General features: G+C 60.9%; 22 protein-coding genes and 2 riboswitches. Of the genes, 16 read left to right on the top strand and 6 right to left on the bottom strand.

Annotation, left to right across the window (positions count from 1 at the left end):
- Positions 1 to 28: 28 nt before the first annotated feature.
- Both FB472_RS03815 and ychF read left to right on the top strand, forming a co-directional pair.
- Entirely contained in the window at positions 29 to 1,525 is a 1,497-nt protein-coding gene (locus FB472_RS03815) for a CoA-acylating methylmalonate-semialdehyde dehydrogenase (RefSeq protein WP_141989719.1), read from the top strand.
- 73 nt (positions 1,526 to 1,598) lie between these two features.
- A complete protein-coding gene (ychF, locus tag FB472_RS03810) occupies positions 1,599 to 2,675 on the top strand; it encodes a redox-regulated ATPase YchF (RefSeq protein ID WP_141989718.1) in 1,077 nt (358 codons plus the stop codon).
- A gap of 78 nt (positions 2,676 to 2,753) precedes the next feature.
- Here ychF and FB472_RS03805 read toward each other — a convergent pair whose 3' ends face one another.
- Complete coding sequence (locus FB472_RS03805) at positions 2,754 to 3,416, bottom strand: hypothetical protein (RefSeq protein ID WP_141989717.1); 663 nt, start codon at positions 3,414 to 3,416, stop codon at positions 2,754 to 2,756.
- Positions 3,417 to 3,651: 235 nt separating this feature from the next.
- Complete coding sequence (locus tag FB472_RS03800; RefSeq protein WP_141989716.1) at positions 3,652 to 4,500, bottom strand: AbiV family abortive infection protein; 849 nt, start codon at positions 4,498 to 4,500, stop codon at positions 3,652 to 3,654.
- Between the two features lie 171 nt (positions 4,501 to 4,671).
- Here FB472_RS03800 and FB472_RS03795 point away from each other — a divergent pair, with 171 nt between their 5' ends.
- The 9 genes from FB472_RS03795 to FB472_RS03750 all read left to right on the top strand — a co-directional run bounded on the left by FB472_RS03795 (position 4,672) and on the right by FB472_RS03750 (position 9,627).
- Positions 4,672 to 4,905, top strand: coding sequence for a type II toxin-antitoxin system ParD family antitoxin (locus FB472_RS03795; protein WP_141989715.1), 234 nt, complete (start codon positions 4,672 to 4,674; stop codon positions 4,903 to 4,905).
- Positions 4,902 to 5,192, top strand: a complete 291-nt coding sequence (locus tag FB472_RS03790) for a type II toxin-antitoxin system RelE/ParE family toxin (RefSeq protein ID WP_141989714.1) — start codon at positions 4,902 to 4,904, stop codon at positions 5,190 to 5,192. Before FB472_RS03795 ends, FB472_RS03790 begins: the two co-directional genes overlap by 4 nt.
- 187 nt (positions 5,193 to 5,379) lie before the next feature.
- Positions 5,380 to 6,054: an SDR family NAD(P)-dependent oxidoreductase gene (locus FB472_RS03785; RefSeq protein ID WP_141989713.1), complete on the top strand. Its 675-nt coding sequence runs from the start codon at positions 5,380 to 5,382 to the stop codon at positions 6,052 to 6,054.
- 254 nt (positions 6,055 to 6,308) lie between these two features.
- Positions 6,309 to 6,920: a nucleotidyltransferase domain-containing protein gene (locus FB472_RS03780; RefSeq protein ID WP_141989712.1), complete on the top strand. Its 612-nt coding sequence runs from the start codon at positions 6,309 to 6,311 to the stop codon at positions 6,918 to 6,920.
- A complete protein-coding gene (locus FB472_RS03775; RefSeq protein ID WP_246078065.1) occupies positions 6,890 to 7,330 on the top strand; it encodes a hypothetical protein in 441 nt (146 codons plus the stop codon). The genes FB472_RS03780 and FB472_RS03775 overlap by 31 nt, the downstream gene beginning before the upstream one ends.
- Before the next feature lie 290 nt (positions 7,331 to 7,620).
- A complete protein-coding gene (locus FB472_RS03765) occupies positions 7,621 to 7,848 on the top strand; it encodes a toxin-antitoxin system protein (RefSeq protein ID WP_141989711.1) in 228 nt (75 codons plus the stop codon).
- The gene (locus tag FB472_RS03760; RefSeq protein ID WP_141989710.1) at positions 7,838 to 8,185 is read left to right on the top strand and encodes a type II toxin-antitoxin system PemK/MazF family toxin; all 348 of its coding nucleotides are present in this window, start codon (positions 7,838 to 7,840) and stop codon (positions 8,183 to 8,185) included. The genes FB472_RS03765 and FB472_RS03760 overlap by 11 nt, the downstream gene beginning before the upstream one ends.
- Positions 8,186 to 8,234: 49 nt before the next feature.
- Entirely contained in the window at positions 8,235 to 9,230 is a 996-nt protein-coding gene (locus FB472_RS03755; RefSeq protein ID WP_141989709.1) for a Ppx/GppA phosphatase family protein, read from the top strand.
- A 7-nt stretch (positions 9,231 to 9,237) separates the two neighbouring features.
- A complete protein-coding gene (locus FB472_RS03750; RefSeq protein ID WP_141989708.1) occupies positions 9,238 to 9,627 on the top strand; it encodes a PPOX class F420-dependent oxidoreductase in 390 nt (129 codons plus the stop codon).
- An 84-nt stretch (positions 9,628 to 9,711) separates the two neighbouring features.
- Here the strand turns inward: FB472_RS03750 and ctlX are convergent, their stop codons facing one another.
- Both ctlX and FB472_RS03740 read right to left on the bottom strand, forming a co-directional pair.
- On the bottom strand, positions 9,712 to 10,704 hold the full coding sequence (ctlX, locus tag FB472_RS03745; protein ID WP_141989707.1) for a citrulline utilization hydrolase CtlX: 993 nt from the start codon (positions 10,702 to 10,704) through the stop codon (positions 9,712 to 9,714).
- A 7-nt stretch (positions 10,705 to 10,711) separates the two neighbouring features.
- A complete protein-coding gene (locus FB472_RS03740; protein WP_141989706.1) occupies positions 10,712 to 11,743 on the bottom strand; it encodes an ornithine cyclodeaminase in 1,032 nt (343 codons plus the stop codon).
- Between the two features lie 131 nt (positions 11,744 to 11,874).
- Here FB472_RS03740 and FB472_RS03735 point away from each other — a divergent pair, with 131 nt between their 5' ends.
- The 4 genes from FB472_RS03735 to gcvP all read left to right on the top strand — a co-directional run bounded on the left by FB472_RS03735 (position 11,875) and on the right by gcvP (position 17,144).
- The gene (locus tag FB472_RS03735; RefSeq protein WP_021809973.1) at positions 11,875 to 12,306 is read left to right on the top strand and encodes an Lrp/AsnC family transcriptional regulator; all 432 of its coding nucleotides are present in this window, start codon (positions 11,875 to 11,877) and stop codon (positions 12,304 to 12,306) included.
- A 53-nt stretch (positions 12,307 to 12,359) separates the two neighbouring features.
- Positions 12,360 to 12,469, top strand: a riboswitch (glycine riboswitch).
- Between the two features lies 1 nt (position 12,470).
- A riboswitch (glycine riboswitch) is annotated at positions 12,471 to 12,573 on the top strand.
- A gap of 169 nt (positions 12,574 to 12,742) precedes the next feature.
- Positions 12,743 to 13,846, top strand: a complete 1,104-nt coding sequence (gcvT, locus tag FB472_RS03730; RefSeq protein ID WP_141991447.1) for a glycine cleavage system aminomethyltransferase GcvT — start codon at positions 12,743 to 12,745, stop codon at positions 13,844 to 13,846.
- A 2-nt stretch (positions 13,847 to 13,848) separates the two neighbouring features.
- Positions 13,849 to 14,220, top strand: a complete 372-nt coding sequence (gene gcvH / locus FB472_RS03725) for a glycine cleavage system protein GcvH (RefSeq protein WP_141989705.1) — start codon at positions 13,849 to 13,851, stop codon at positions 14,218 to 14,220.
- On the top strand, positions 14,220 to 17,144 hold the full coding sequence (gene gcvP / locus FB472_RS03720) for an aminomethyl-transferring glycine dehydrogenase (RefSeq protein WP_246078064.1): 2,925 nt from the start codon (positions 14,220 to 14,222) through the stop codon (positions 17,142 to 17,144). The genes gcvH and gcvP overlap by 1 nt, the downstream gene beginning before the upstream one ends.
- On the opposite strand, the gene FB472_RS03715 is transcribed toward gcvP, so the two are convergent.
- Together FB472_RS03715 and FB472_RS03710 are read right to left on the bottom strand one after the other, a co-directional pair.
- Positions 17,141 to 17,935, bottom strand: coding sequence for a CPBP family intramembrane glutamic endopeptidase (locus FB472_RS03715; RefSeq protein ID WP_215730376.1), 795 nt, complete (start codon positions 17,933 to 17,935; stop codon positions 17,141 to 17,143). The genes gcvP and FB472_RS03715 overlap by 4 nt on opposite strands.
- A complete protein-coding gene (locus FB472_RS03710; protein WP_141989703.1) occupies positions 17,932 to 18,333 on the bottom strand; it encodes a thiol-disulfide oxidoreductase DCC family protein in 402 nt (133 codons plus the stop codon). Before FB472_RS03710 ends, FB472_RS03715 begins: the two co-directional genes overlap by 4 nt.
- Before the next feature lie 247 nt (positions 18,334 to 18,580).
- On the opposite strand from FB472_RS03710, the gene FB472_RS03705 reads away from it, so the two are divergent.
- Positions 18,581 to 20,191, top strand: coding sequence for a peptide ABC transporter substrate-binding protein (locus tag FB472_RS03705; RefSeq protein ID WP_141989702.1), 1,611 nt, complete (start codon positions 18,581 to 18,583; stop codon positions 20,189 to 20,191).
- Positions 20,192 to 20,199: the final 8 nt, after the last annotated feature.

The following is a 20,199-nucleotide window of genomic DNA, read 5'->3' as shown; positions in this document are numbered from 1 at the left end:
GGGGTCACCTCCGATCGAAAGTAGGCTCATGTACTCCACGATTCCGCACTGGATCAACGGCTCAGCCACCGAGGGCGAATCGCCCAACCGGGGCGACGTCTTCAACCCTGCAACCGGCGCTGTTGCTCGCACCGTTCCGCTGGCATCCGCTGACGACGTTAACGCTGGTGTTGCCGCAGCGAAGGCCGCTCTTGGCGAGTGGAGCGACACGTCGCTGGCGAAGCGCACGAGCGTAATGTTTGCGTTCCGCGAGCTGTTCAATGCTCGCAAGGATGAGCTTGCCGCGATCATCACGGCCGAGCACGGCAAGGTCTTGTCGGATGCCGCCGGCGAGATTGCTCGCGGGCTCGAAGTCATCGAGTATGCGTGTGGCATCTCCACGCTGAGCAAGGGTGAGTACAGCGAGAACGTGTCGACGGGCGTTGACGTGTATTCGTTGCAGCAGCCGCTCGGTGTGACCGCAATCATCAGCCCGTTCAACTTTCCGGCAATGGTGCCGCTCTGGTTCTTCCCGCTGGCGATTGCCCTGGGTAACACTGTCGTGTTGAAGCCGAGCGAGAAGGACCCCTCCTCGGCGATCTGGATGGCCGAACTCTTCACCGAGGCTGGGCTCCCGGACGGTGTGTTCAATGTGGTGCACGGTGACAAGCTCGCCGTCGATACCCTGCTCGAGCATCCCGATGTTGCCGGCGTTTCGTTTGTTGGCTCCACCCCGATCGCTAAGTACATTTACGAGACCGCAGCCCACCACGGCAAGCGTGTGCAGGCTCTCGGTGGCGCGAAGAACCACATGCTGGTGCTGCCCGACGCTGACCTTGATCTCGTTGCTGACTCGGCTGTCAACGCGGGGTTCGGTTCTGCGGGCGAACGCTGTATGGCCATCTCGGTTATTGTGGCGGTCGAACCGGTTGCCGACGACTTGATTGCAAAGATTGGGGAGCGGATGTCTGGCCTCACGGTCGGTGATGGAACCCGTTCCTGCGACATGGGACCGCTCATTACGCAGCAGCACCGTGACAAGGTTGCCAGCTATATTGAATTGGCGGAGACGGATGGCGCCACAGTTGTTGTTGATGGCCGCGGTATCGAGATCGATGGCGACGCGAACGGCTTCTGGCTGGGCCCGACACTCATCGATGGTGTCTCAACCGATTCTGACGTGTACAAGCACGAGATTTTCGGGCCGGTGCTTGCGGTGATTCGCGTCGCCAGCTATGACGAGGGTCTCGACCTGATCAACGCTTCGCAGTATGGCAATGGCACCGCGATCTTCACGAGCGATGGGGGGGCGGCTCGCCGTTTCCAACGCGAAGTGCAGGTTGGCATGGTCGGTATCAATGTGCCGATTCCCGTTCCCGTTTCGTACTTCTCGTTTGGTGGGTGGAAGGATTCGATGTTCGGTGACGCTAAGGCGTATGGCCCCGACGCGATCCGTTTCTTCACTCGCCAAAAGGCGGTAACGAGTCGTTGGCTCGAACCCAGCCACGGTGGAATCAACCTGGGCTTCCCGCAAACTAACGGCTAACGTCTGGCTCGTTTTTTGCTTGCGATAGCGGTCTCGTTCCTGGGGGCCGCTATCGCCGGTAGGATTGACCCCCGTGGCTCTCACTATTGCAATCGTTGGACTCCCGAATGTCGGCAAGTCCACTCTCTTTAACGCTCTGACCAAGAATTCGGTGCTCGCCGCGAACTATCCCTTCGCAACCATCGAACCGAACGTGGGCGTCGTCAACCTCCCTGATCCGCGCCTGAAGGTGCTGGCGGAGATTTTCAAGAGTGAGCGCATTCTGCCTGCTCCGGTCTCCTTCGTTGATATCGCCGGTATCGTGCAGGGCGCCAGCGAGGGTGAAGGCCTGGGCAACAAGTTCTTGGCAAACATCCGCGAGGCTGACGCTATTGCGCAGGTGGTGCGCGCCTTCAGCGACCCCGATGTTATTCATGTTGATGGCAAGGTGGATGCCGCCTCCGACATGGAGACCATCAACACTGAGCTGATTCTGGCTGATCTTCAAACTCTCGACAAGGCGATTACTCGCTACGAGAAAGAGCTCAAGACCAAGCGTATCGAGCCTGCTGTGCTTGAGGCTGCGCTCGCGGCGCAGACTGTGCTGAACGAGGGTAAGCCGTTGTCTTCCGCGACAAAGCTTGATTTCGAGCCGATCCGCGAACTGGGCTTGCTCACCTCCAAGCCCTTTATTTACGTGTTCAATGTGGATGAAGAGGTGCTCGGCAGCACCGAAAAGCTCGCCGAATTGGCGGCTCTGGTTGCCCCCGCGAAGGCCATCTTTCTCGACGCCAAGTTGGAGGCCGAACTCATCGACCTCGACGAAGAGGATGCCGCCGAACTGCTTGCCAGCACCGGCCAAGAAGAGAGCGGTCTCGACCAGCTCGCTCGCATCGGTTTCGACACTCTCGGCCTGCAGACGTACCTCACTGCCGGCCCGAAAGAGTCGCGCGCCTGGACTATCCCGAAGGGTGCCAAGGCACCCCAGGCTGCCGGTGTTATTCACACGGACTTCGAAAAGGGTTTCATCAAGGCTGAGGTCATCGGCTTCGAGGATCTCGTCGCCACCGGCTCCATCGCAGAGGCTCGAGCCAAGGGCAAGGCTCGCGTTGAGGGCAAGGACTACGTCATGACCGATGGCGACGTGGTGGAGTTCCGCTTCAACAATTAGCAAACTGCACGCGCGATCGAGTGTTAGGCGTTGACGAGCACCGATTCGGCAGCAGCTTTGGTGGCCGCTGCTGATCGACTACTTGGCTAGGACCGCTACCGCGACTTTGCCCACAATCGTGGTGAGAACGTAGTTAGTCGAACCGCTGAAAACAACACCCACGCCCGCTGGTATCGCTTTAGCCATGGCCTTTTGCGTGAAAACGATGGAGAATCGGGCGAATAACTGTTTGATGGTTACCAAAGCCGGGCCCTTGAGGTACTGGTAAACGAGCTTCTGGGCGACTTTTTGAACGGCAGCCTTGCCTCCGTTCGCCGCAAGCTGTTCTACCGAACCTGCCAATGCGAGCACGAACGCCAGATGCTTTTTATCCTCGTCGCTGAATTCGGCGTTGTAAACCTCTACGAGACACGTGCACATATCGATTTGAAGCTTGAGCGCTAGTGCTAGATCTGTGACCCCGCCCCCAACGACAGCGATGGCTGTGCCTACCCCTGGGATCACGCTTGGCAGTGCAGTTACAGCCCCTGCTGTCGCCGCAAGCTTGGAGTATCTGCCAATAATCTTCTTGGCGATCTGACTCTTGTCCTCCGCGGACTCGGGTGCTCGGTTGAACTTTGTCTCGAAGTTCTCACGGTAACCGTCAACGAGGATCGCGGCCGAGGCCGGTGTGATGGCGATCGCTTCGACCGCTTTCTGGAGTCGAGATGGTTCGATTTCGTCCTTTGTAGCGTTCGTCAAGTTTCTCCCCGATCGGCCCCGCCTCGGGTTGGCGCGACTCGTAACGCGTCTAGTCTTGCACGCAGGGGCGCGGTGCTTTGTGCGGCGCGGTCAGTAATGGCTTCGACGAGCAGTGTCGCTGGAATGAGTGGGAATTGCCCACCCGGAACGGTTCTCCGATGCTACCTACGCTCCTCTAATCGACGCATCTGTTCACCTGGTTCGACGCAGCCTAAGGCTGAACCCCGCCGGTAAATCATGGCGTGCTGTCGGGCACCTCTCCGGTGTTCTCTAGGCCCTCTTGCGCCAGCGCCCATAGCTCGCGGTCCTGGGCCTCGTACCCGGGCTGCCCGACGGTGTTGAATGGGCTCGCTGGCAGAACGAAGGCGTGCGCCCTGTTGTTGAGTTTCTCGCCTTTGGTGCCTTCGCGCATCGACCCCACGAAGCCCTCGACAACCTCGGGATCCACGCTCCGCATTGTACGTCGGACACCTTCGATCTCTTCCTCGGTCGCCGGTGGGACGTCCTGCTCGTGCTGGAGCTGTCGCTTGCCCTCGATGTGTTCACCCGACCTGAGCTGCCAACCGATCTGGTGCACATGGCTGATTACATCGCGCACGGCATCCGCGTCAGCAACCTCCTGGGGAGTGACCGGATCACCATCGGCGGTGACGTCCACGTAGAAGCCGCGCTGCTTGATGAGGTTGTGGTCACGCTTCCACGCCTCGATCGTCCCGAGTACGCGCGCGTTCTCTTCCGGGTTCGCTGGCTCGACGTCGAACCAGTACTCCTCGGTGACTAAGAACTCGTGAACGACTTCGAGCTTTCGCCCATGCTGCCCCCAGAGGTCTTGGAGCCGCTGATCGACAAACGCCGCGCCTTCGGGTGCGTGCGCGATTTGGACCCGGCGCTCGTGCAGCGCGATGGCCTTGCCCGATTCCTCCATACCGAGGATTGCCAGCGACCGCGCGAGCGGCACGTTCTCTCTCTCAAGCATCGCTAAGGCTGCCTGCAACAGGCGATCCGCGTTGGATAGTAAGGCATCCTGAACTGCGATGACCTGCGCGGGGGAGAGATCGCCGGGAAGCGGTAGTGAACGGCCCATGTCTCTAGTGTCCTGCATGACTGAAATAAAGGCACGGGCGACCCTTTGCGAGTCCAGAAAACCTAATGTGTATCGGGTTCGGAACGCGGTGGAGTTCCGTTTCAATAACTAGCGTCGTGCCGATCTAGTATTGTTGCACGCAAAATTACCAATCTTTGGTATTCTGAGCGCATGGCTCAGAACACTTCGATCAGTCTGGACGACCACTTCGCGCGATTCCTTTCCCGAGAGGTTGAGGCCGGACGGTACCGCTCCGCCAGCGAAGTAGTTCGTGCTGCGCTCCGGTTGCTGGAAGATCAGGAGACGCAGATGGCGGCGTTGAGGGCTGCGCTCATTGCGGGTGAAGACAGTGGCGCGCCGGAAGATTTCGACTTCGACGCCTTCGTCGCGTCGAAGAAGCAGTGAAGAGCTACCGCCTCACGCCGGCTGCGCAGCGAGACCTCTCAGAAATCTGGGACTTCACTCAGGAGCGTTGGGATAAGACTCAGGCGGAGATCTACATATCCGAGTTGAGGGCAGCGATCGAGCGGATCGCTGCTGACCCTCGTCGCGGACGTGCTTGCGACGACATTCTTGAGGGATACCGTCGCTACAGCATCGGCAGCCATTCAGTCTTCTATGTCGAGAGGGCCGAAAGCGTGGACGTGATCCGCATCCTGCACCAACAGATGGATCCGACCCGGCACGTGTAGGCGTGTCGACGGCCGGTCGAGAGGTTGCTGTGTGCCGGAACTCGGTGGAGTTCCGCTTCAACAACTAGCGCCTTGGCGGGCGACGCGATGATGCATGCGATGGTTGCCCCACGCGGCCGCTCGACCGCGTCTTGATAGGCTTTCGACCGGCCCTCCCCATGGTCATCTTCGACCGAAGGAGTTCACAATGCCTGTCATCGCCATCATCGGAGCCGGACCGGGACTCGGAGCAGCGGTAGCTCGCAAGTTCGGACGCGAAGGCTTCGCGGTTGCCCTGATCTCAAGGGATCAGTCGAAGCTCGATGCGTTGGCTGCGGAACTCGAAGCGGTTGATGTGACCGCGCGCGGTTACGCTGCGGATGTGCTGGAGCCGGCAGAGCTTGAGGCCGCGCTCGCGCGCGCCGCCGCCGAGTTGGGTCCGATCACGACGTTGCAGTACAGCCCGCTCCCGTCGCGCGACTACCTGAAGCCGGTGCTCGACCTGACGCCAGAGCTGGCGCTGGAAGCGCTGCAGTTCTCCGCGCTCGGCCTCATCCACGCGGTGCGTGCGGTGCTGCCCGCAATGCGCGAAACGGGTGACGGCAGCATCATCCTCATCAACGGCGGAACCTCGGTGAAGGCCCGCGCCGGTTTCGCCGGAACATCGCTTGCCTTCCCGGCCGAGAGCGCCTACGGCGAGATGCTTTATGAAGCGCTCGAGGGGGAGGGCATCCGCGTCCGTCAGCTCGTCATCCCGGGAGGCATTCCCAAGCTTCAGCTGCCCAACGGCATTGACGACGTCGCTTCTCGCCTCTGGGAGATCCACTCCGCCGCCGGACCCTTCCGCACCATGCTCATCCCGCTCGAAGACGGCAGGGAGTAGCGCTCCGCTTCAACGACAAGAGGCACAACCGGTAGACCCTCGAAAAGAACGACGAGCACGGGAGGAATGGTTAGCATCGACGCGGTGAGCAGCGTCTCAGATCGAGTTTCGCTATCAAGTGCTAGCAAGGAGCTGATTCGGATCAGCTGCCATCGGAGCGGTATCCATTTTTATAGATGTCCGTCTATTTTTATAGACAGTCGTCTATTTTTATGTAAAGCTAATGCAGTTCGGTAGCATTCGAGGGAGGCGCCATGCGACTGCAGAACCCATTCTCAGCAATAAGTACCACGGGCATCGACTCGCAGGTGCTCACGGTGCTCGTGCGCAGTGAGCAATATCTCACCATTAGAGAGATCCATCAGTTGCTGCCCGAAGTCGGCTCCCACCAGGGAGTGCGGCTTTCCGCGGGACGACTCGTTGAACAAGGCATTCTTGTGCAGCGTATTACCGGCCGCGGCTATGCGTTCGCCTTCAATCGAGAACACTTATTGGCCGGCGCCATTGCGCAAATTGCTGATGCCAAGCGTGAGCTGATCGCCCGGATGGCTCACACCATTTCGGGTTGGCAATTTCAGCCACTCGCGGTCACTCTTTTCGGTTCGGCTGCCCGCAACGAAATGCGCACGGACAGTGACATCGACGTCTTGATCGTTGTGCCCGACGCTGAAGCCGAAGATGCTGTGGAAGAGTCCGTGCGGCAATTTGCTGCCCAAGTTACTGTGTGGACCGGCAATGATGTGCGCCCTTTGGTGTACCGCGATTCAGAGGTGCAGCCTGCCGCGATTTTTGACTCCGTCCTCGCTTATGGAATCGAGATAGCCGGAGACCACTCGTGGTTGCGAAAGCGGCTTCGAAAAAGTTAGGGAGCGCGCGTGAATCCAAGGCTGACAAGGTCACAACGCTGACGGCCGACAAAGCCGTTGAACAAGGGCGACGCGCTAAAGCCAAGCAGTTCTTGCGCGTCACAGAGGATGTCCGTGAGCTATCAGACGAAGAGGACGTGAGAAATGCCGTCGTCACTCTTTACGTTCACGCGGGAATCGCAGCGGCAGACGCGATCTGCGCAGCTGCAGTCGGGAAACATGCCAAAGGGCACAGCCACCAAGATGCGGTCACATTGCTCGCATCCGTCGATAAACAAGCATCGAGTTCGCTCAATGTTTTGCTGGGAATGAAAACTCGCGCTGGGTATGGCCATGACCCCATCAGCAAGTCACAACTTGCGCGCGCCGAGAAGGCAGCGCGGGCCCTGGTCGATAAGGCGTCGTTTTAACGCCCCAAGCATTCTCGAAGTTGCCGCGCCGAAGTCATTCCGGCCACGGAGGAGGCGGTCCTGTCGTTCCGGGGCGCACTCACCGCCGTCACCGCAGCCGCCCCGAATAGTCGACAGCTCATTACCTTGTCGTTGACCTCGGCGGGGGCTCCACAGCGTACGTCATGAACGGCGGCGACGCGGTGGACGTCCCCTTCAGCAACTAGTGAACTTTGCAGAAGCGTGGCGAAGTCCTTCGAGCGCGAAACCGATGGTAGCCGTTTCGGGCTACCATTCGGTATACTGACGTAATGGCTACGACGATTAAGGTCCCGGTTGAACTCCGCGACCGGATTAACCGGGATGCGCAGGAGCGTGGGGTGACGGCGGCCGGTCTGATCGAAGGGCTTCTCGACGGGCACGAACGGCGCCGGCGCATGGAGTCGTTTGGGCGCGCGTTTCGCGGCGCGGAACAAGAGTATTGGGATGAATTCCAGACATGGGATGTGCTGGTGAGAGATATACGCGATGGCGAATGAACTCCGGCGGGGGATGGTCGTTTGGGCGGAACTCGATCCTGCGCGTGGACGCGAACAGGCTGGGCGTCGCCCCGCACTTGTTATTGCCAGCGATCTCTACCTCCAACAAGCAGACACCCTCGCTATCATCGTCCCGGCGACCACCTCTGATCGGGCGTGGCCAAATCACGTGCCGATGCGGGGTCCCAATCTCGTGCTAAAGCAGACCACATACGCGATGACTGAACAACCGCGGGTGATTACGCGTGAGCGTCTGCATGAAGTTGCGGGCACTGTGGATGCGGCAACCATGCGCGAGGTTGACGTTTGGCTTCGCGACTTTCTCGCGCTGCCGTGATTGACGCTAACGTTCCCCGTGAACACCAAGTTCTCTCCGAAGGAGCCCCATGACCCGTGTTGCCGCTTTTGATTGTGGAACGAACTCGATCCGCCTGCTCATTGCTGACCTTGACGGGCAGGGTGGGCTCCGCGACGTAGTGCGCACGCTCGAGCTGGTTCGGTTGGGAGAGGGCGTCGACCGCACCGGTCGCTTCAGTGAGGCTGCGCTCGAACGCACACTCGCCGCTACCCAGAAGTTTGCCGAGCTCTGTCGCGAGCACGATGTGGAGCGCATCCGCTTCGTAGCAACATCAGCGACCCGGGATGCTGCCAACCGGGAAGAGTTCACCGACGCAGTGCACACAATTCTCGGTGTCCCCGCCGAAGTGATCCCGGGCACCGAGGAAGCAGCGTTATCGTTCCGCGGCGCACTCACTGCCCTAGCCGAACCCGCTCCCGAAGAACCCACACCCCAACACCTCGTGATCGACCTCGGCGGGGGATCCACCGAGTTGGTACTCGGCAACAGCACCCCAGACTCCGCCTACTCGATGAATGTCGGATGCGTGCGCCTAGCTGAGCGAAACATCCACAGTGACCCGCCCCTTGAGACGGAGCTCGCCGACATCCGCCGTGACGTTACCGAAGTCCTCGACGTAGCCACAGCCACCGTCAACCTCTCGCTGGCCACAGAGGTGATCGGAGTGGCCGGCACCGTAACCACGGTCACGGCCCACGCGCTCGGCCTCAACTCCTACGACCCGGAGGTCATCAGCGGTAGCCGCCTACCGCTGGCCGACGTGCTTCGCTCCTGCGACGCCCTCAGCCGAATGCCCCGCGCCGAACGGGCAGCTCTGCCGTACATGCACCCGGGTCGGGTCGACGTCATCACCGCCGGTGCTGTCATCTGGTCGACCATCCTGCAGCGGGTCGCGGATGCCACGGCCGCCACCGGCAGACCGCTCAAGTGGGTCACGACCAGTGAGCACGACATCCTCGATGGAGTCGCCCTGTCACTTGCACCGGATGACTTCGGCGCGCATACCAAGCTGCCCAGCAGATAATGGAACCATGATGCCCCACGAACTTTCCGCACTCTCCTCCGAGCCCTACGTTTCGCTGATCACCTTCCGCAAATCTGGTGAGTCCGTACCGACCCCGGTGTGGGTTGTCGCCGACGGTGACCGCCTGCTCGTCACCACCGCCCCCACCTCCGGCAAGGTTAAGCGCATCCGTCGCACCGACCGTGTCGAGCTGATCGCGTGCGACATGCGGGGTAACTTCGCTGACGGCGCTGTGCCGGTCACCGCCACCGCCGCTGTGCGCACCGATGACGAAACCCTCACAGCAATGGATGCCGCACTCAAGAAAAAGTACGGTGCCAAGTACCTGGCCATTCGCCTCGCGCAAAAAGTGCGCGGATCAGCAGCGCAGTCCGTGGCCGTAGAGCTGCGCGCCTAAGCTGGCCTGCCGCGCTATCGAACGGCCGAACTATCGCGCTGCCGCGCTATCGACCCGCCGCCTTACCGCGCGCAGCAGACCGCGCTACGCGCCAGCCGTCGGCGCCGACTCTGCAGTACCGGCGGCGGGAACGCCGGCAGCAACATCCGCTGCCATCCGCGAACGGCGATCGAGGTGGATTCCCGCGACCATGCAGCGCACCGACCCCCCGGCCAGCTCGATCGTCGGAATATCGAGCGGCACAATCTGGCAGCTCTGCTCAATGACCGAACGCTGCGCGGCCGTCAAACTCTTGAGCGCACGACTCGACAGCGCCAAAACGCGACCGTTCGAACCCTTCAGTTCCAAAGCGTTGCCCGCAAAATTGGCGATCTGGTCGGCGGTGAGATCGATCAGGGTGCGGCCAGGCGCGGTCAAGCGCTCAGCAATCTCCATGCGACGATCACCGGAGGCAATCAGGTCGAGCCCGATCATCGCAAAGTCGGTTGCGATGCACATCATCACATTGGTGTGATAGATCGGCACGCCATGGCTGTCGCGCGCCTCAAACATCATCGGCTCGTAGCCAAATGACGCGCAAAAGCGTTCGAGAGCGAGCGGGTTGGCGCGGTGAGATTCCGCCGCATACGCCACACGGTTGGTGTGGTCGATGACCATTGCCCCGGTGCCCTCAAGGTAGATGCCGTCGTGCTCAAGCCCCGAATAGTCGACAACATCCTGCACCCGAAAATCGTGCTTCAGCATCTCGATTACATCGGTGCGACGCTCCGTGCGCCGGTTTGGTGCATACATCGGATACACGGCAACGCGCCCGCCGCTGTGCGTCGAAAACCAGTTGTTCGGGAACACGCTGTCAGGGCGAGTGCTCTCGGTGTCATCAAACACGTGGATGCTGACGCCAGCGTCGCGCAACGTTTCTGCCACCATCGTCGACTCGTCGTACGCGGCGCGAGCAATCTCATCCGGGGTGCGGGTGGGATCGGTCGACTGGAAGGCGTTGTCACTGGCGGTCTGACCATTCGGCGTGAACAGATGGGGTCGGATCAGTACGGCGGCCGAGGGGGCCTGAACGCTCACCGGCGACCTACGCGAGCAGCGCGGGTGCGCGCGACACGAGCGAGAACAGGTCCTTGGGGTCGGCTGGGTCGGCAATCAGATCAAGGTCGGTGGCATAGTCGGTGCCACGAACCGCGTCAAATACGTAGCGCAATGCCGAGAAGTCTTCGATCGCAAAACCCACCGAGTCGAAGAGGGTGACTTCGTCGACCGACGTGCGGCCTGCGGCGCGCCCGGCGAGCACCTCCCAGAGTTCGGTGATGGGGGAGTCGGCCTCAAGCTGCTGAATCTCACCCTCGATACGGGTCTGCTCGGGAAACTCAACGAACACGGTCGAGTTGCGAACGATGTCGGCTTCGAGCTCCGTTTTGCCGGGGCAGTCTCCACCGATCGCGTTGAGGTGCATTCCGGGTTCGATCATGCCGGTGGTCAGAATCTTCGCGTTTGCCTTGTCTGCGGTACAGGTGGTGACGATGTCGGCGCCAGCAACGGCATCCGCGGCCGAGGTCGCGCGCACAACCTCGAAACCGAGCGGCTCAACGTTACGGATGAACTTGTCGAGAGCGGCAGGATCGGTGTCCCACGCCCGCAGCCGCGTAATACCGAGGCCAGCACGGAATCCGAGAGCCTGAAACTCCGACTGGGTTCCGGTGCCGATGAGGGCGAGCACCTTCGAGTCTGGGCGGGCGAGTGCACGGGCAGCAAGCACCGAGGTCGCGGCGGTGCGGAGTGCCGTCAGCAGTGTCATCTCCGACAGGAAGGTGGGGTAACCGTTGTCGACGCGTGCGAGCATGCCGAGAGCGGTGACGGTCTGAAAACCGTTGCCGGGGTTAGAGGGGTGGCCGTTGACGTACTTAAAGGCATACGTTTCGCCATCGCTCGTGGGCATGAGTTCAATTACTCCCTCAGCGGAGTGAGCCGCAACCCGAGGGGTCTTGTCGAACTGGGGCCACTTGGCATAATCCTGCTCAAGGTAGCCCACGATGCCCATAATGATGGGCTCAATTCCGGTGTCAGAAATCCAGCGTCGCATGTTGTTGACGTCCACGTAGTTGACCATGGTCACTCCTCTCGTTGCAGTATTACTACTCCCCACGCTACGAATGTGCACTATGCACTCACAACACCCAATAGACGCGATTTTTAGCCAGCGACTGTGCATAATTGAGAGCACCGCTGTACACTTTGTGCATGGCTCAATTGGATGATCTGGACCGCCGCCTTCTCGCCGCACTCCGGGCCGATGGCCGCGAGTCTGTAGCGAGCCTAGCGCGCCGCCTCGACGTCACCCGAGCCACTGTCACCAGTCGCATCGACCGCCTCGTCAGCGGCGGAACGGTGCTCGGTTTTTCGGTGCGCGTTCGCGAAGATCGTGACCCCTCGATCATTCGGGCCATCTCCTTTATCGAGGTGGAGGGGAGGTCAACGGATGCCGTGATTCGCAAGCTGCGAGGCTTGCCAGAGATCCACGCACTTCACACCACCAACGGCGCCTGGGATCTCGTGGCCGACATCCGCACTGACAGTCTCAGCAACTTTGATCGAGTCCTCGCCCGCATGCGCAACGTCGACGGCGTAGTTAATAGTGAGACCAGCCTGCTGCTCAGTTCGGCCATGCTGTAGGCCGATACACCCCGCTCATTGCTATGCTGAGCTAATAACTGAACATCGGGCCGCAACACGATGCGGGAGAGCCGAGCATCCGGTGTCATCATGACTCCGAGCACGGCACCGAAGGAGCAAGCCTCCCCGCCAATCTCTCAGGTTCATGTACCGCATCGCACTGGCCACTCTGGAAAGAGAATCTCGAAACATCAGGAGGTTCCGCCGACGGTGAAAGCGCACTAGCTTAAAAGTGCGTGAAGCTCTCAGGCTCATCACAGAGGGGGAGTTCTATTCACCAGCCATGTGCCAGGAGAACTCCGTGATCGATGCAACAACGCCTGCAGCTTCCCCCGCTGACGCCGCAGCGACAGCCGCAGCAACATCCACCGCCGCAGCAATATCCACCGCCGCAGCAATATCCACCGCCGCAGTGACCGCGACCCCGCCCTCCGCGATGAGGTATTCGCCACTTCACGGCATTCATGAACAGCTTGGGGCCGCGTTCACCGATTTTGCCGGCTGGATGATGCCGGTGCGCTACAGCTCCGACCTCGCCGAGCACCATGCGGTTCGCACGGCCGCGGGAATCTTCGACATCTCGCACATGGCCGAAATCCATGTGCGTGGAGCGGATGCCGGCGCCTACCTCGACTTCGCACTTGCCGGCAAGCTTTCGGCGATGGCTCTCGCGCAAGCCAAGTACAGCCTGATCCTGAATGAGACAGGCGGAATCATCGACGATCTCGTCGCCTACCGCCTCGCCGACGATCACTTCTTAGTGGTCGCGAACGCTGGCAACCGATTCGCGGCGGCGACAGCGCTCAGCGAACGCGCTAAAGGCTTTGATGTCACGGTCACCGACGAGAGTGACGACTACGCGCTCATCGCGGTGCAGGGGCCGGTATCGCGCGCCATTCTCGAAGCAACCGCGGGGCTCGGTGACTTCGCCACCCCGCTTGATGAACTCAAGTACTACCGTGAAACCGCCGCCACTTTCATCGGGCACGACCTCATCATCGCGCGCACCGGCTACACCGGCGAAGATGGTTTCGAACTCTACATTCAGGTGGATGCCGCCGCCGACCTTTGGGCGGCGCTCACCGTTGCCGGCGAACCCCTCGGTCTCGTGCCTGCCGGTCTCGCCTGTCGAGACACTCTGCGACTCGAGGCGGGCATGCCGCTGTACGGTCACGAGCTGGGCCTCACAACGTTCCCGGTGCAAGCCGGTCTGGGTCGCGTTGTTGCTCTCAGCAAGGAGGGTGACTTTGTCGGTCGTGCCGCAATAGAGGCGGGTCCGGATGCTGGTGCTCGCGTTCTCGTCGGACTCGCCGCCGAGGGTCGCCGCGCCGGTCGCGCGGACTACGCCATCTATCACGGTGACACCGAGGTGGGAGTGATCACTTCTGGCGCGCTGTCTCCCACGCTGGGTCACCCGATTGCTATGGCGTACGTCGACGCTGATGTCAGTGACGTCGGCACCGAACTCCACCTTGATGTGCGGGGCAGTCGCATTGCTGCATCCGTCATTTCCCTACCCTTCTACAAGAGAGAGGCCTGATCATGGCTGAGAAGAGCGAACTGCAGTACACCGCCGAGCACGAGTGGGTGCTTGTTGAGGGAAACATTGCGACTATCGGAATCACCGATTATGCGGCAGAAAAACTCGGCGACATCGTTTTCGTTGAGCTGCCCAGAGTGGGCGACACGGTCACTGCCGGAAAACTTGTTGGTGAGATCGAGTCCACCAAATCGGTGGGCGAGCTCTTCGCCCCCGTCGCTGGCACGGTCGTTGAGGCCAATGATGCTGTCGCTGGCAGCCCCGAACTCGTCAACAGCGATCCCTTTGGTGAGGGTTGGCTCGTAAAAATCGAGTTTTCCGATCTCCCGTCGATGCTCAGCCTCGACGAATACACCACACTGACAGGCGAGTAATGACAAACCCCATCATCAGCGACACCTTCGCCGATCGTCATATCGGCACAGATGCTGCCGCCCAAGCGAGCATGCTGGCCGCCGTCGGCTACGACAGCCTCGAGTCGCTCGTGGATGCCGCGGTTCCGCCGGCCATTCACCAGACTCCGGTCGAGAATTCCACGATCCCCGCTCCCGCCTCGGAGCGTGAGGCGCTCGCCGAACTGCGCGCCCTCGCCGGCGCGAACAAGGTTCGTCGCAGCATGATCGGTCTTGGCTATTACGACACCATCACGCCGGCCGTCATCAAGCGCAATGTGCTTGAGAACCCGAGCTGGTACACCGCCTACACGCCGTACCAGCCAGAGATTTCGCAGGGCCGCCTCGAGGCTCTGATCAACTTCCAGACAATGGTTGCCGACCTTGCTGGTATGACCACCACCAACGCATCAATGCTCGATGAGGGCACGTCGTCGGTCGAGGGAATGCTGCTGGCGCGTCGGGCCTCCCGGGTCGAGTCGAACGTTTTCATTGTGGATGCCGACACCCTTCCCCAAACCAAGGCTCTGCTCGTGAACCGTGCGGAGGCTGTAGGGATCGAGCTTGTTGAGCTTGACCTGGCGACAATCGGTGCGAGCCCTGAGCTGCCCGCGTGCTTCGGTGCGCTCATCCAGTACCCGGGTGCGTCGGGTCGCGTCTGGGATTCCAGCGAGATCATCGCTGCCGTCAAGGCGCACGGCGGTCTCGCGATTGTGGCGGCCGACCTTCTCTCGCTCACCATTCTGACGTCACCCGGCGAGCTCGGCGCAGACGTTGCTGTCGGAACCACGCAGCGCTTCGGAGTGCCGATGGGCTTCGGCGGGCCACACGCCGGCTACATGTCGGTGCGCAAAGGCCTCGAACGACAACTGCCCGGCCGCCTCGTTGGGGTGTCTCAGGATGCCGCCGGCGACCCCGCCTACCGTCTTTCCTTGCAGGCTCGTGAGCAGCACATTCGCCGCGAGAAGGCGACCTCCAATATCTGTACCGCCCAGGTGCTGCTCGCGGTCATGGCCGGAATGTATGCCGTCTACCACGGTCCGCAGGGCCTGAAGCGGATCGCCCAGCGTATCCACTACGACACCGCCGAGTTCGCTTCCCGCTTGCGTGCTGCCGGCTACACCATCGAGAATGAGACCTTCTTCGACACCCTGTCGGTCACGAAGACTGGCCAGGCACACGCGATTGCGGCCAAGGCGCTAGAGAGCGATATCCTGCTCTATGTGGTGGATGCTGACACCGTGCGTTTGAGCTTTGACGAAGTCTCGACGCAGCCCTCCGAGGGTATCTTCGCCGCGCAGAAGCACGACCTGGCGAAAGCCTTTGGACTGGATGCCGGCTTCGCGTACTTGCCCGACGACGACAGTATTCCGGCCGACCTCGAGCGCACGAGCGAATACCTCACGCACCCCGTGTTCAACACGCACCGCTCGGAGACGAGCATGATGCGCTACCTCAAGTACCTCGCCGACAAGGATTACGCGCTCGACCGCGGCATGATCCCGCTGGGCTCCTGCACGATGAAACTGAACGCGGCGACCGAGATGGAAGCGGTGACGTGGCCAGAATTTGGCAACATCCACCCCTTCGCCCCGGCAGAGGATGTCGCCGGTTACCTTGTCATGATTTCGCACCTCGAATCATGGCTGGCTGAGGTCACGGGCTACGACACCACGTCGCTGCAGCCCAACGCCGGAAGCCAGGGTGAGCTTGCGGGGCTCCTCGCGATTCGTGGCTACCACCGCTCTCGCGGAGATCACGAGCGCACCATCTGCCTCATCCCGTCGAGCGCGCACGGCACGAACGCTGCCAGCGCAGTGCTCGCGGGTATGCGCGTTGTCGTCGTTGCGTGCGACGAACTCGGCAACGTTGACCTCGGTGATTTGCGGGCGAAGATCGCGGAGCATGCGACCGAAATCGCCGCCCTCATGATCACGTACCCCTCGACTCATGGGGTGTACGAGCACGAAGTGCGCGAAATCACGCAGGCCGTGCACGATGCTGGTGGCCAGGTCTATGTTGATGGTGCCAACCTCAACGCCCTGCTCGGCTATGCGCGGTTCGGTGACTTTGGCGGAGACGTCAGCCACCTCAACCTGCACAAAACTTTCTGCATCCCGCACGGTGGCGGTGGGCCCGGAGTCGGGCCTGTCGTCGCGAAGGCGCATTTGGCAGAGTTCCTGCCGGGGCACCCGATGGCTCAGAGCCGACAGCATCCCGCATTCGACATGCAGACCGGTGAGGCGGGCCCCTACGTGCATTCCGGCGGAGCGGTCAGCGCTGCGCCCTACGGAAGCGCGAGCATCCTCCCCATCACCTGGGCCTACGTGCGCATGATGGGATCGGCGGGCCTCAAAGCTGCGACCGGTGCTGCGGTGCTCGCCGCTAACTACGTTGCCGTGCGCCTGCGTGAGCACTACCCCGTGCTCTATGCGGGAGACAACGGACTGGTGGCTCACGAGTGCGTTCTCGACCTGCGACCGCTCAAGGAAGCCACCGGAATCGATAACAACGACGTGGCGAAGCGCCTCATCGATTACGGTTTTCATGCGCCCACCATGTCGTTCCCGGTGTCGGGCACGCTCATGGTGGAGCCCACCGAGAGTGAAGACCTCGCCGAGCTCGATCGTTTCATCGACGCAATGATTGCGATCAAGGATGAAGCGGATGCCGTTGCCGCCGGAACGTGGCCCGCTGACGACAATCCGCTCGTCAATGCCCCGCACACGGCGCAGTCGGCGATCGCGAGCGACTGGCCGCACGCGTACTCGCGCGAACAGGCCGTCTACCCTCTGCGTTCACTCGTTTCGGGCAAGTATTGGCCACCGGTGCGTCGAGTCGACAACGCCTACGGCGACCGCAACCTGGTGTGCTCGTGCCCGCCGATTGAGGCGTTCGCGCACTAGGTGGTGCTTTCGGTGCGTGGGCCAATAATGTCGGGGAAGGTTGCGGCCGCCCATCCGTAGCCCACAAAAATTGCGGCATCGATGAGCGTGTGCGCGATCACGAGCGGGAGCACCCGACCGTATCGGGTGTAAAGCCAACCAAAGAGCACCCCCATCGCAATGTTGCCGATGAATGCGCCGATGCCCTGATAAAGGTGATAGGTGCCGCGCAGGAGGGCGGTTGAGATGATGATCTGCCACCGACCCCACCCCAGATCGCCGAGTCGCGCGTAAAGGTAGCCGATCACGATCACTTCTTCGGTGACGCCAGCGCGCAGTGCAGATAACAGCAGCACGGGTACGGTCCACCAGTACTGATCAAGCGCTGCCGGCACCACGTTCACGGTGAGCCCGAGGTTGCGCCCAACGAGGTAGACAACGATGCCGGGAATGCCGATTGCGAGTGCAAGGGCGATGCCGCTGAGGCTGTCGCGGCCCGGACGGGTGAAGTCGATTCCGAGGCGTGCCAGTCGCGGTCGTGTTGTGCGCCACAGCAGAAACGCGACGAGCGCCACCGGGGCAAGATCGAAGCTGATGCCCAGCACTTGATAGATCAGGTCGAATGTGGGCCGCGAGCTCAGCGATGCGTTTAGGGTCGCAGTCTGCTGGGACAGCGGTTCACTGCGCGTGAGGCGATTGGTTATCGACACGACCGAATATATTGCGGATGCCCCCAGCGACAGCGCAAGAACGAGAGATATTTCTGCCCACAGTCTGCCCCGCGACTGCCCGAGCGGAGGCGACGCGGTCACTCGGGGCGTCGCACCGCGCAGGCAGGGGTTCCACCCGGAAGGCGATGGCGGTAGCGAGCGATGAATCGGTAGGCGAGTGCGCTCAGGGAACTGAATGGTTCGGTGGCGATGAGGTTGCCGAGGAACCGCAACCCGATCGCTGGCTGGCTTCGAAGGATCGCGGAGAACGCAAGGTGACCGACAAACTGTCGAGTGGGAGTCACGAACCAGGCCGCTTTGTCAACGTCGTCTCGGGTGAGCGCGTAGTCATCGAGGTTGACCCACTGCCACGGTGTGCTCGTAGGAAAAGTGGGAAGTATTGCGCGGAGTCGCTCGACCCACAGGCTGCAGAATGCACAGTCTCCATCGAAGATCAGCACCATATTTTCTCGAGTACCCGGAGAAACCTTTTCACCCATAGACCGATGTTAACTCACGATGCTGTGCTCTGGGCGTGGGGGGTGTTGCGCAGCATTTGTGTGAAACTCCATCTTTTCGCGGGAAAAAGCTGCAAACTTTGCGCATAATCTTCACGGGCGTTACCAGTGTGTAACGTTTGTCCGTACAGTTTTGCGGGGGGCACCCCCCCCGTTTAGGGTGAATTATCACGCGCGGTGCGGCACCAAAAATTTCGTATCGTTAGCAAATTCTGCACAGGAGGACACATTGAAAAGATCACGCATAGGAATCAGCGCAATCGCGCTGTTCTCGGCCTCAGCGCTCGCTCTCGCGGGCTGCGCGGCGAGCGAGCCGGCCGCCGACGGCGACACGGCTGCGATCATCACCACCAACGGTAGTGAGCCACAGCAGTCGCTCATTCCCACAAACACCACCGAAACCGGTGGCGGCAAGGTCATCACTTCGATCTTTGCTGGACTTGTTTCCTACACCGCTGATGGCGATGTAGAGAACGAAGTTGCGGCATCCATCGAGTCCGAAGACGCACAGTCGTGGACCGTGACTCTCGAAGAAGGATGGGAATTCACCGACGGTACGCCCGTCACCTCTGACTCCTTTGTCACGGCATGGCAGTACGGAGCTCTGCTCAGCAACGCGCAAAGCTCGTCGTACTTCTTCGACAACATCGAAGGCTTCAGCTATGACGAAGAATCAGAACTCACCGGTCTTGAGGTCGTCAGCGACACCGAGTTCACCGTCAACCTGATCAACCCTGAGGCAGACTTCCCGCTGCGTCTCGGCTACTCGGCATTCATGCCGATGCCTGAGGCTGCATGGGAAGACCTTGATGCTTTCGGCGAGAACCCCATCGGTAACGGTCCGTACATGCTCGACGGCGAAGGCGCCTGGCAGCATGACGTTCAGATCGACCTCGTCACGAACCCCGACTACGACGGTGTCCGTACGCCCGTAAACGGTGGTGTCTCGATTATCTTCTACACCAGCCAGGACGCGGCTTATGCTGACGCTCTCGGTGGCAACCTCGATATTCTCGATGCTGTCCCTGACTCTGCATTCGAGACCTACGAGTCGGACTTCCCCGAGCGTTCGGTCAACCAGCCAGCGGCAATCTTCCAAGCATTCAATATGCCTTACTACCTTGACCACTGGTCCGGGGAAGAGGGAGAGCTGCGTCGTGCAGCAATCTCGATGGCAATTGACCGTCAGGAAGTCACGGACGTCATCTTCCAGGGCACCCGCACTCCGGCAACCGACTTCACGTCACCCGTAATCGCTGGTCACTCGGACAGCCTTGCCGGTGCTGAAGTTCTTGAGTTCAACCCCGAAGAAGCTGCGAGCCTGTGGGCTGAAGCCGACGCGATCGCCCCGTACGGCGACACCGTGTTTGACCTCGCCTACAACGCGGATGGTGGCCACCAGGCATGGGTTGATGCGGTAGTAAACAGCATCAGCAACACGCTCGGCATTGAGGCTGTTGGTAAGGCATACCCCACGTTCGCCGATGCACTCAACGACCGTGATGCCAAGCTGCTGACCGGTGCAACTCGTGCCGGATGGCAGGCTGACTACCCGTCGCTGTACAACTTCCTCGGCCCGCTCTACGTTGATGGCGCTGGCTCAAACAAGGAAGGCTACTCAAGCCCCGAGTTCGAAAGTGTTCTCGCAGAGGGTGCAAGCGCAGCGACTGTAGAAGAAGCAACGGCGAAGTACCAGGAAGCTCAGGAAATTCTCCTGGTTGACCTGCCTTCGGTGCCGCTGTGGTACTCGAACGTCACCGGTGTCTACGCGGACACCGTCGACAACGTGGTCTTCGGTTGGGACTCTGTCCCGCTGTACCACGAGGTAACCAAGGACTAATTAGCTCC

It is taken from the genome of Rhodoglobus vestalii, assembly GCF_006788895.1.
Classification (GTDB): Bacteria; Actinomycetota; Actinomycetes; order Actinomycetales; family Microbacteriaceae; genus Rhodoglobus; species Rhodoglobus vestalii.
The sequence above is the reverse complement of the archived record's forward strand: the minus strand, read 5'-3'. Positions and strand labels throughout refer to the sequence as shown.

What these genes read in the sequence shown, in the direction of transcription:
- FB472_RS03765 (WP_141989711.1), top strand. Translation starts at nt 7,621, where the DNA reads ATGGCTACGACGATTAAGGTCCCGGTTGAACTCCGCGACCGGATTAAC.
- gcvH (WP_141989705.1), top strand. Translation starts at nt 13,849, where the DNA reads ATGGCTGAGAAGAGCGAACTGCAGTACACCGCCGAGCACGAGTGGGTG.
- FB472_RS03710 (WP_141989703.1), bottom strand. Translation starts at nt 18,333, where the DNA reads ATGGGTGAAAAGGTTTCTCCGGGTACTCGAGAAAATATGGTGCTGATC.
- FB472_RS03780 (WP_141989712.1), top strand. Translation starts at nt 6,309, where the DNA reads ATGCGACTGCAGAACCCATTCTCAGCAATAAGTACCACGGGCATCGAC.
- gcvP (WP_246078064.1), top strand. Translation starts at nt 14,220, where the DNA reads ATGACAAACCCCATCATCAGCGACACCTTCGCCGATCGTCATATCGGC.
- gcvT (WP_141991447.1), top strand. Translation starts at nt 12,743, where the DNA reads ATGAGGTATTCGCCACTTCACGGCATTCATGAACAGCTTGGGGCCGCG.
- FB472_RS03785 (WP_141989713.1), top strand. Translation starts at nt 5,380, where the DNA reads ATGCCTGTCATCGCCATCATCGGAGCCGGACCGGGACTCGGAGCAGCG.
- FB472_RS03740 (WP_141989706.1), bottom strand. Translation starts at nt 11,743, where the DNA reads ATGGTCAACTACGTGGACGTCAACAACATGCGACGCTGGATTTCTGAC.
- FB472_RS03735 (WP_021809973.1), top strand. Translation starts at nt 11,875, where the DNA reads ATGGCTCAATTGGATGATCTGGACCGCCGCCTTCTCGCCGCACTCCGG.
- FB472_RS03750 (WP_141989708.1), top strand. Translation starts at nt 9,238, where the DNA reads ATGATGCCCCACGAACTTTCCGCACTCTCCTCCGAGCCCTACGTTTCG.
- FB472_RS03760 (WP_141989710.1), top strand. Translation starts at nt 7,838, where the DNA reads ATGGCGAATGAACTCCGGCGGGGGATGGTCGTTTGGGCGGAACTCGAT.
- FB472_RS03815 (WP_141989719.1), top strand. Translation starts at nt 29, where the DNA reads ATGTACTCCACGATTCCGCACTGGATCAACGGCTCAGCCACCGAGGGC.
- FB472_RS03800 (WP_141989716.1), bottom strand. Translation starts at nt 4,500, where the DNA reads ATGGGCCGTTCACTACCGCTTCCCGGCGATCTCTCCCCCGCGCAGGTC.
- FB472_RS03795 (WP_141989715.1), top strand. Translation starts at nt 4,672, where the DNA reads ATGGCTCAGAACACTTCGATCAGTCTGGACGACCACTTCGCGCGATTC.
- FB472_RS03755 (WP_141989709.1), top strand. Translation starts at nt 8,235, where the DNA reads ATGACCCGTGTTGCCGCTTTTGATTGTGGAACGAACTCGATCCGCCTG.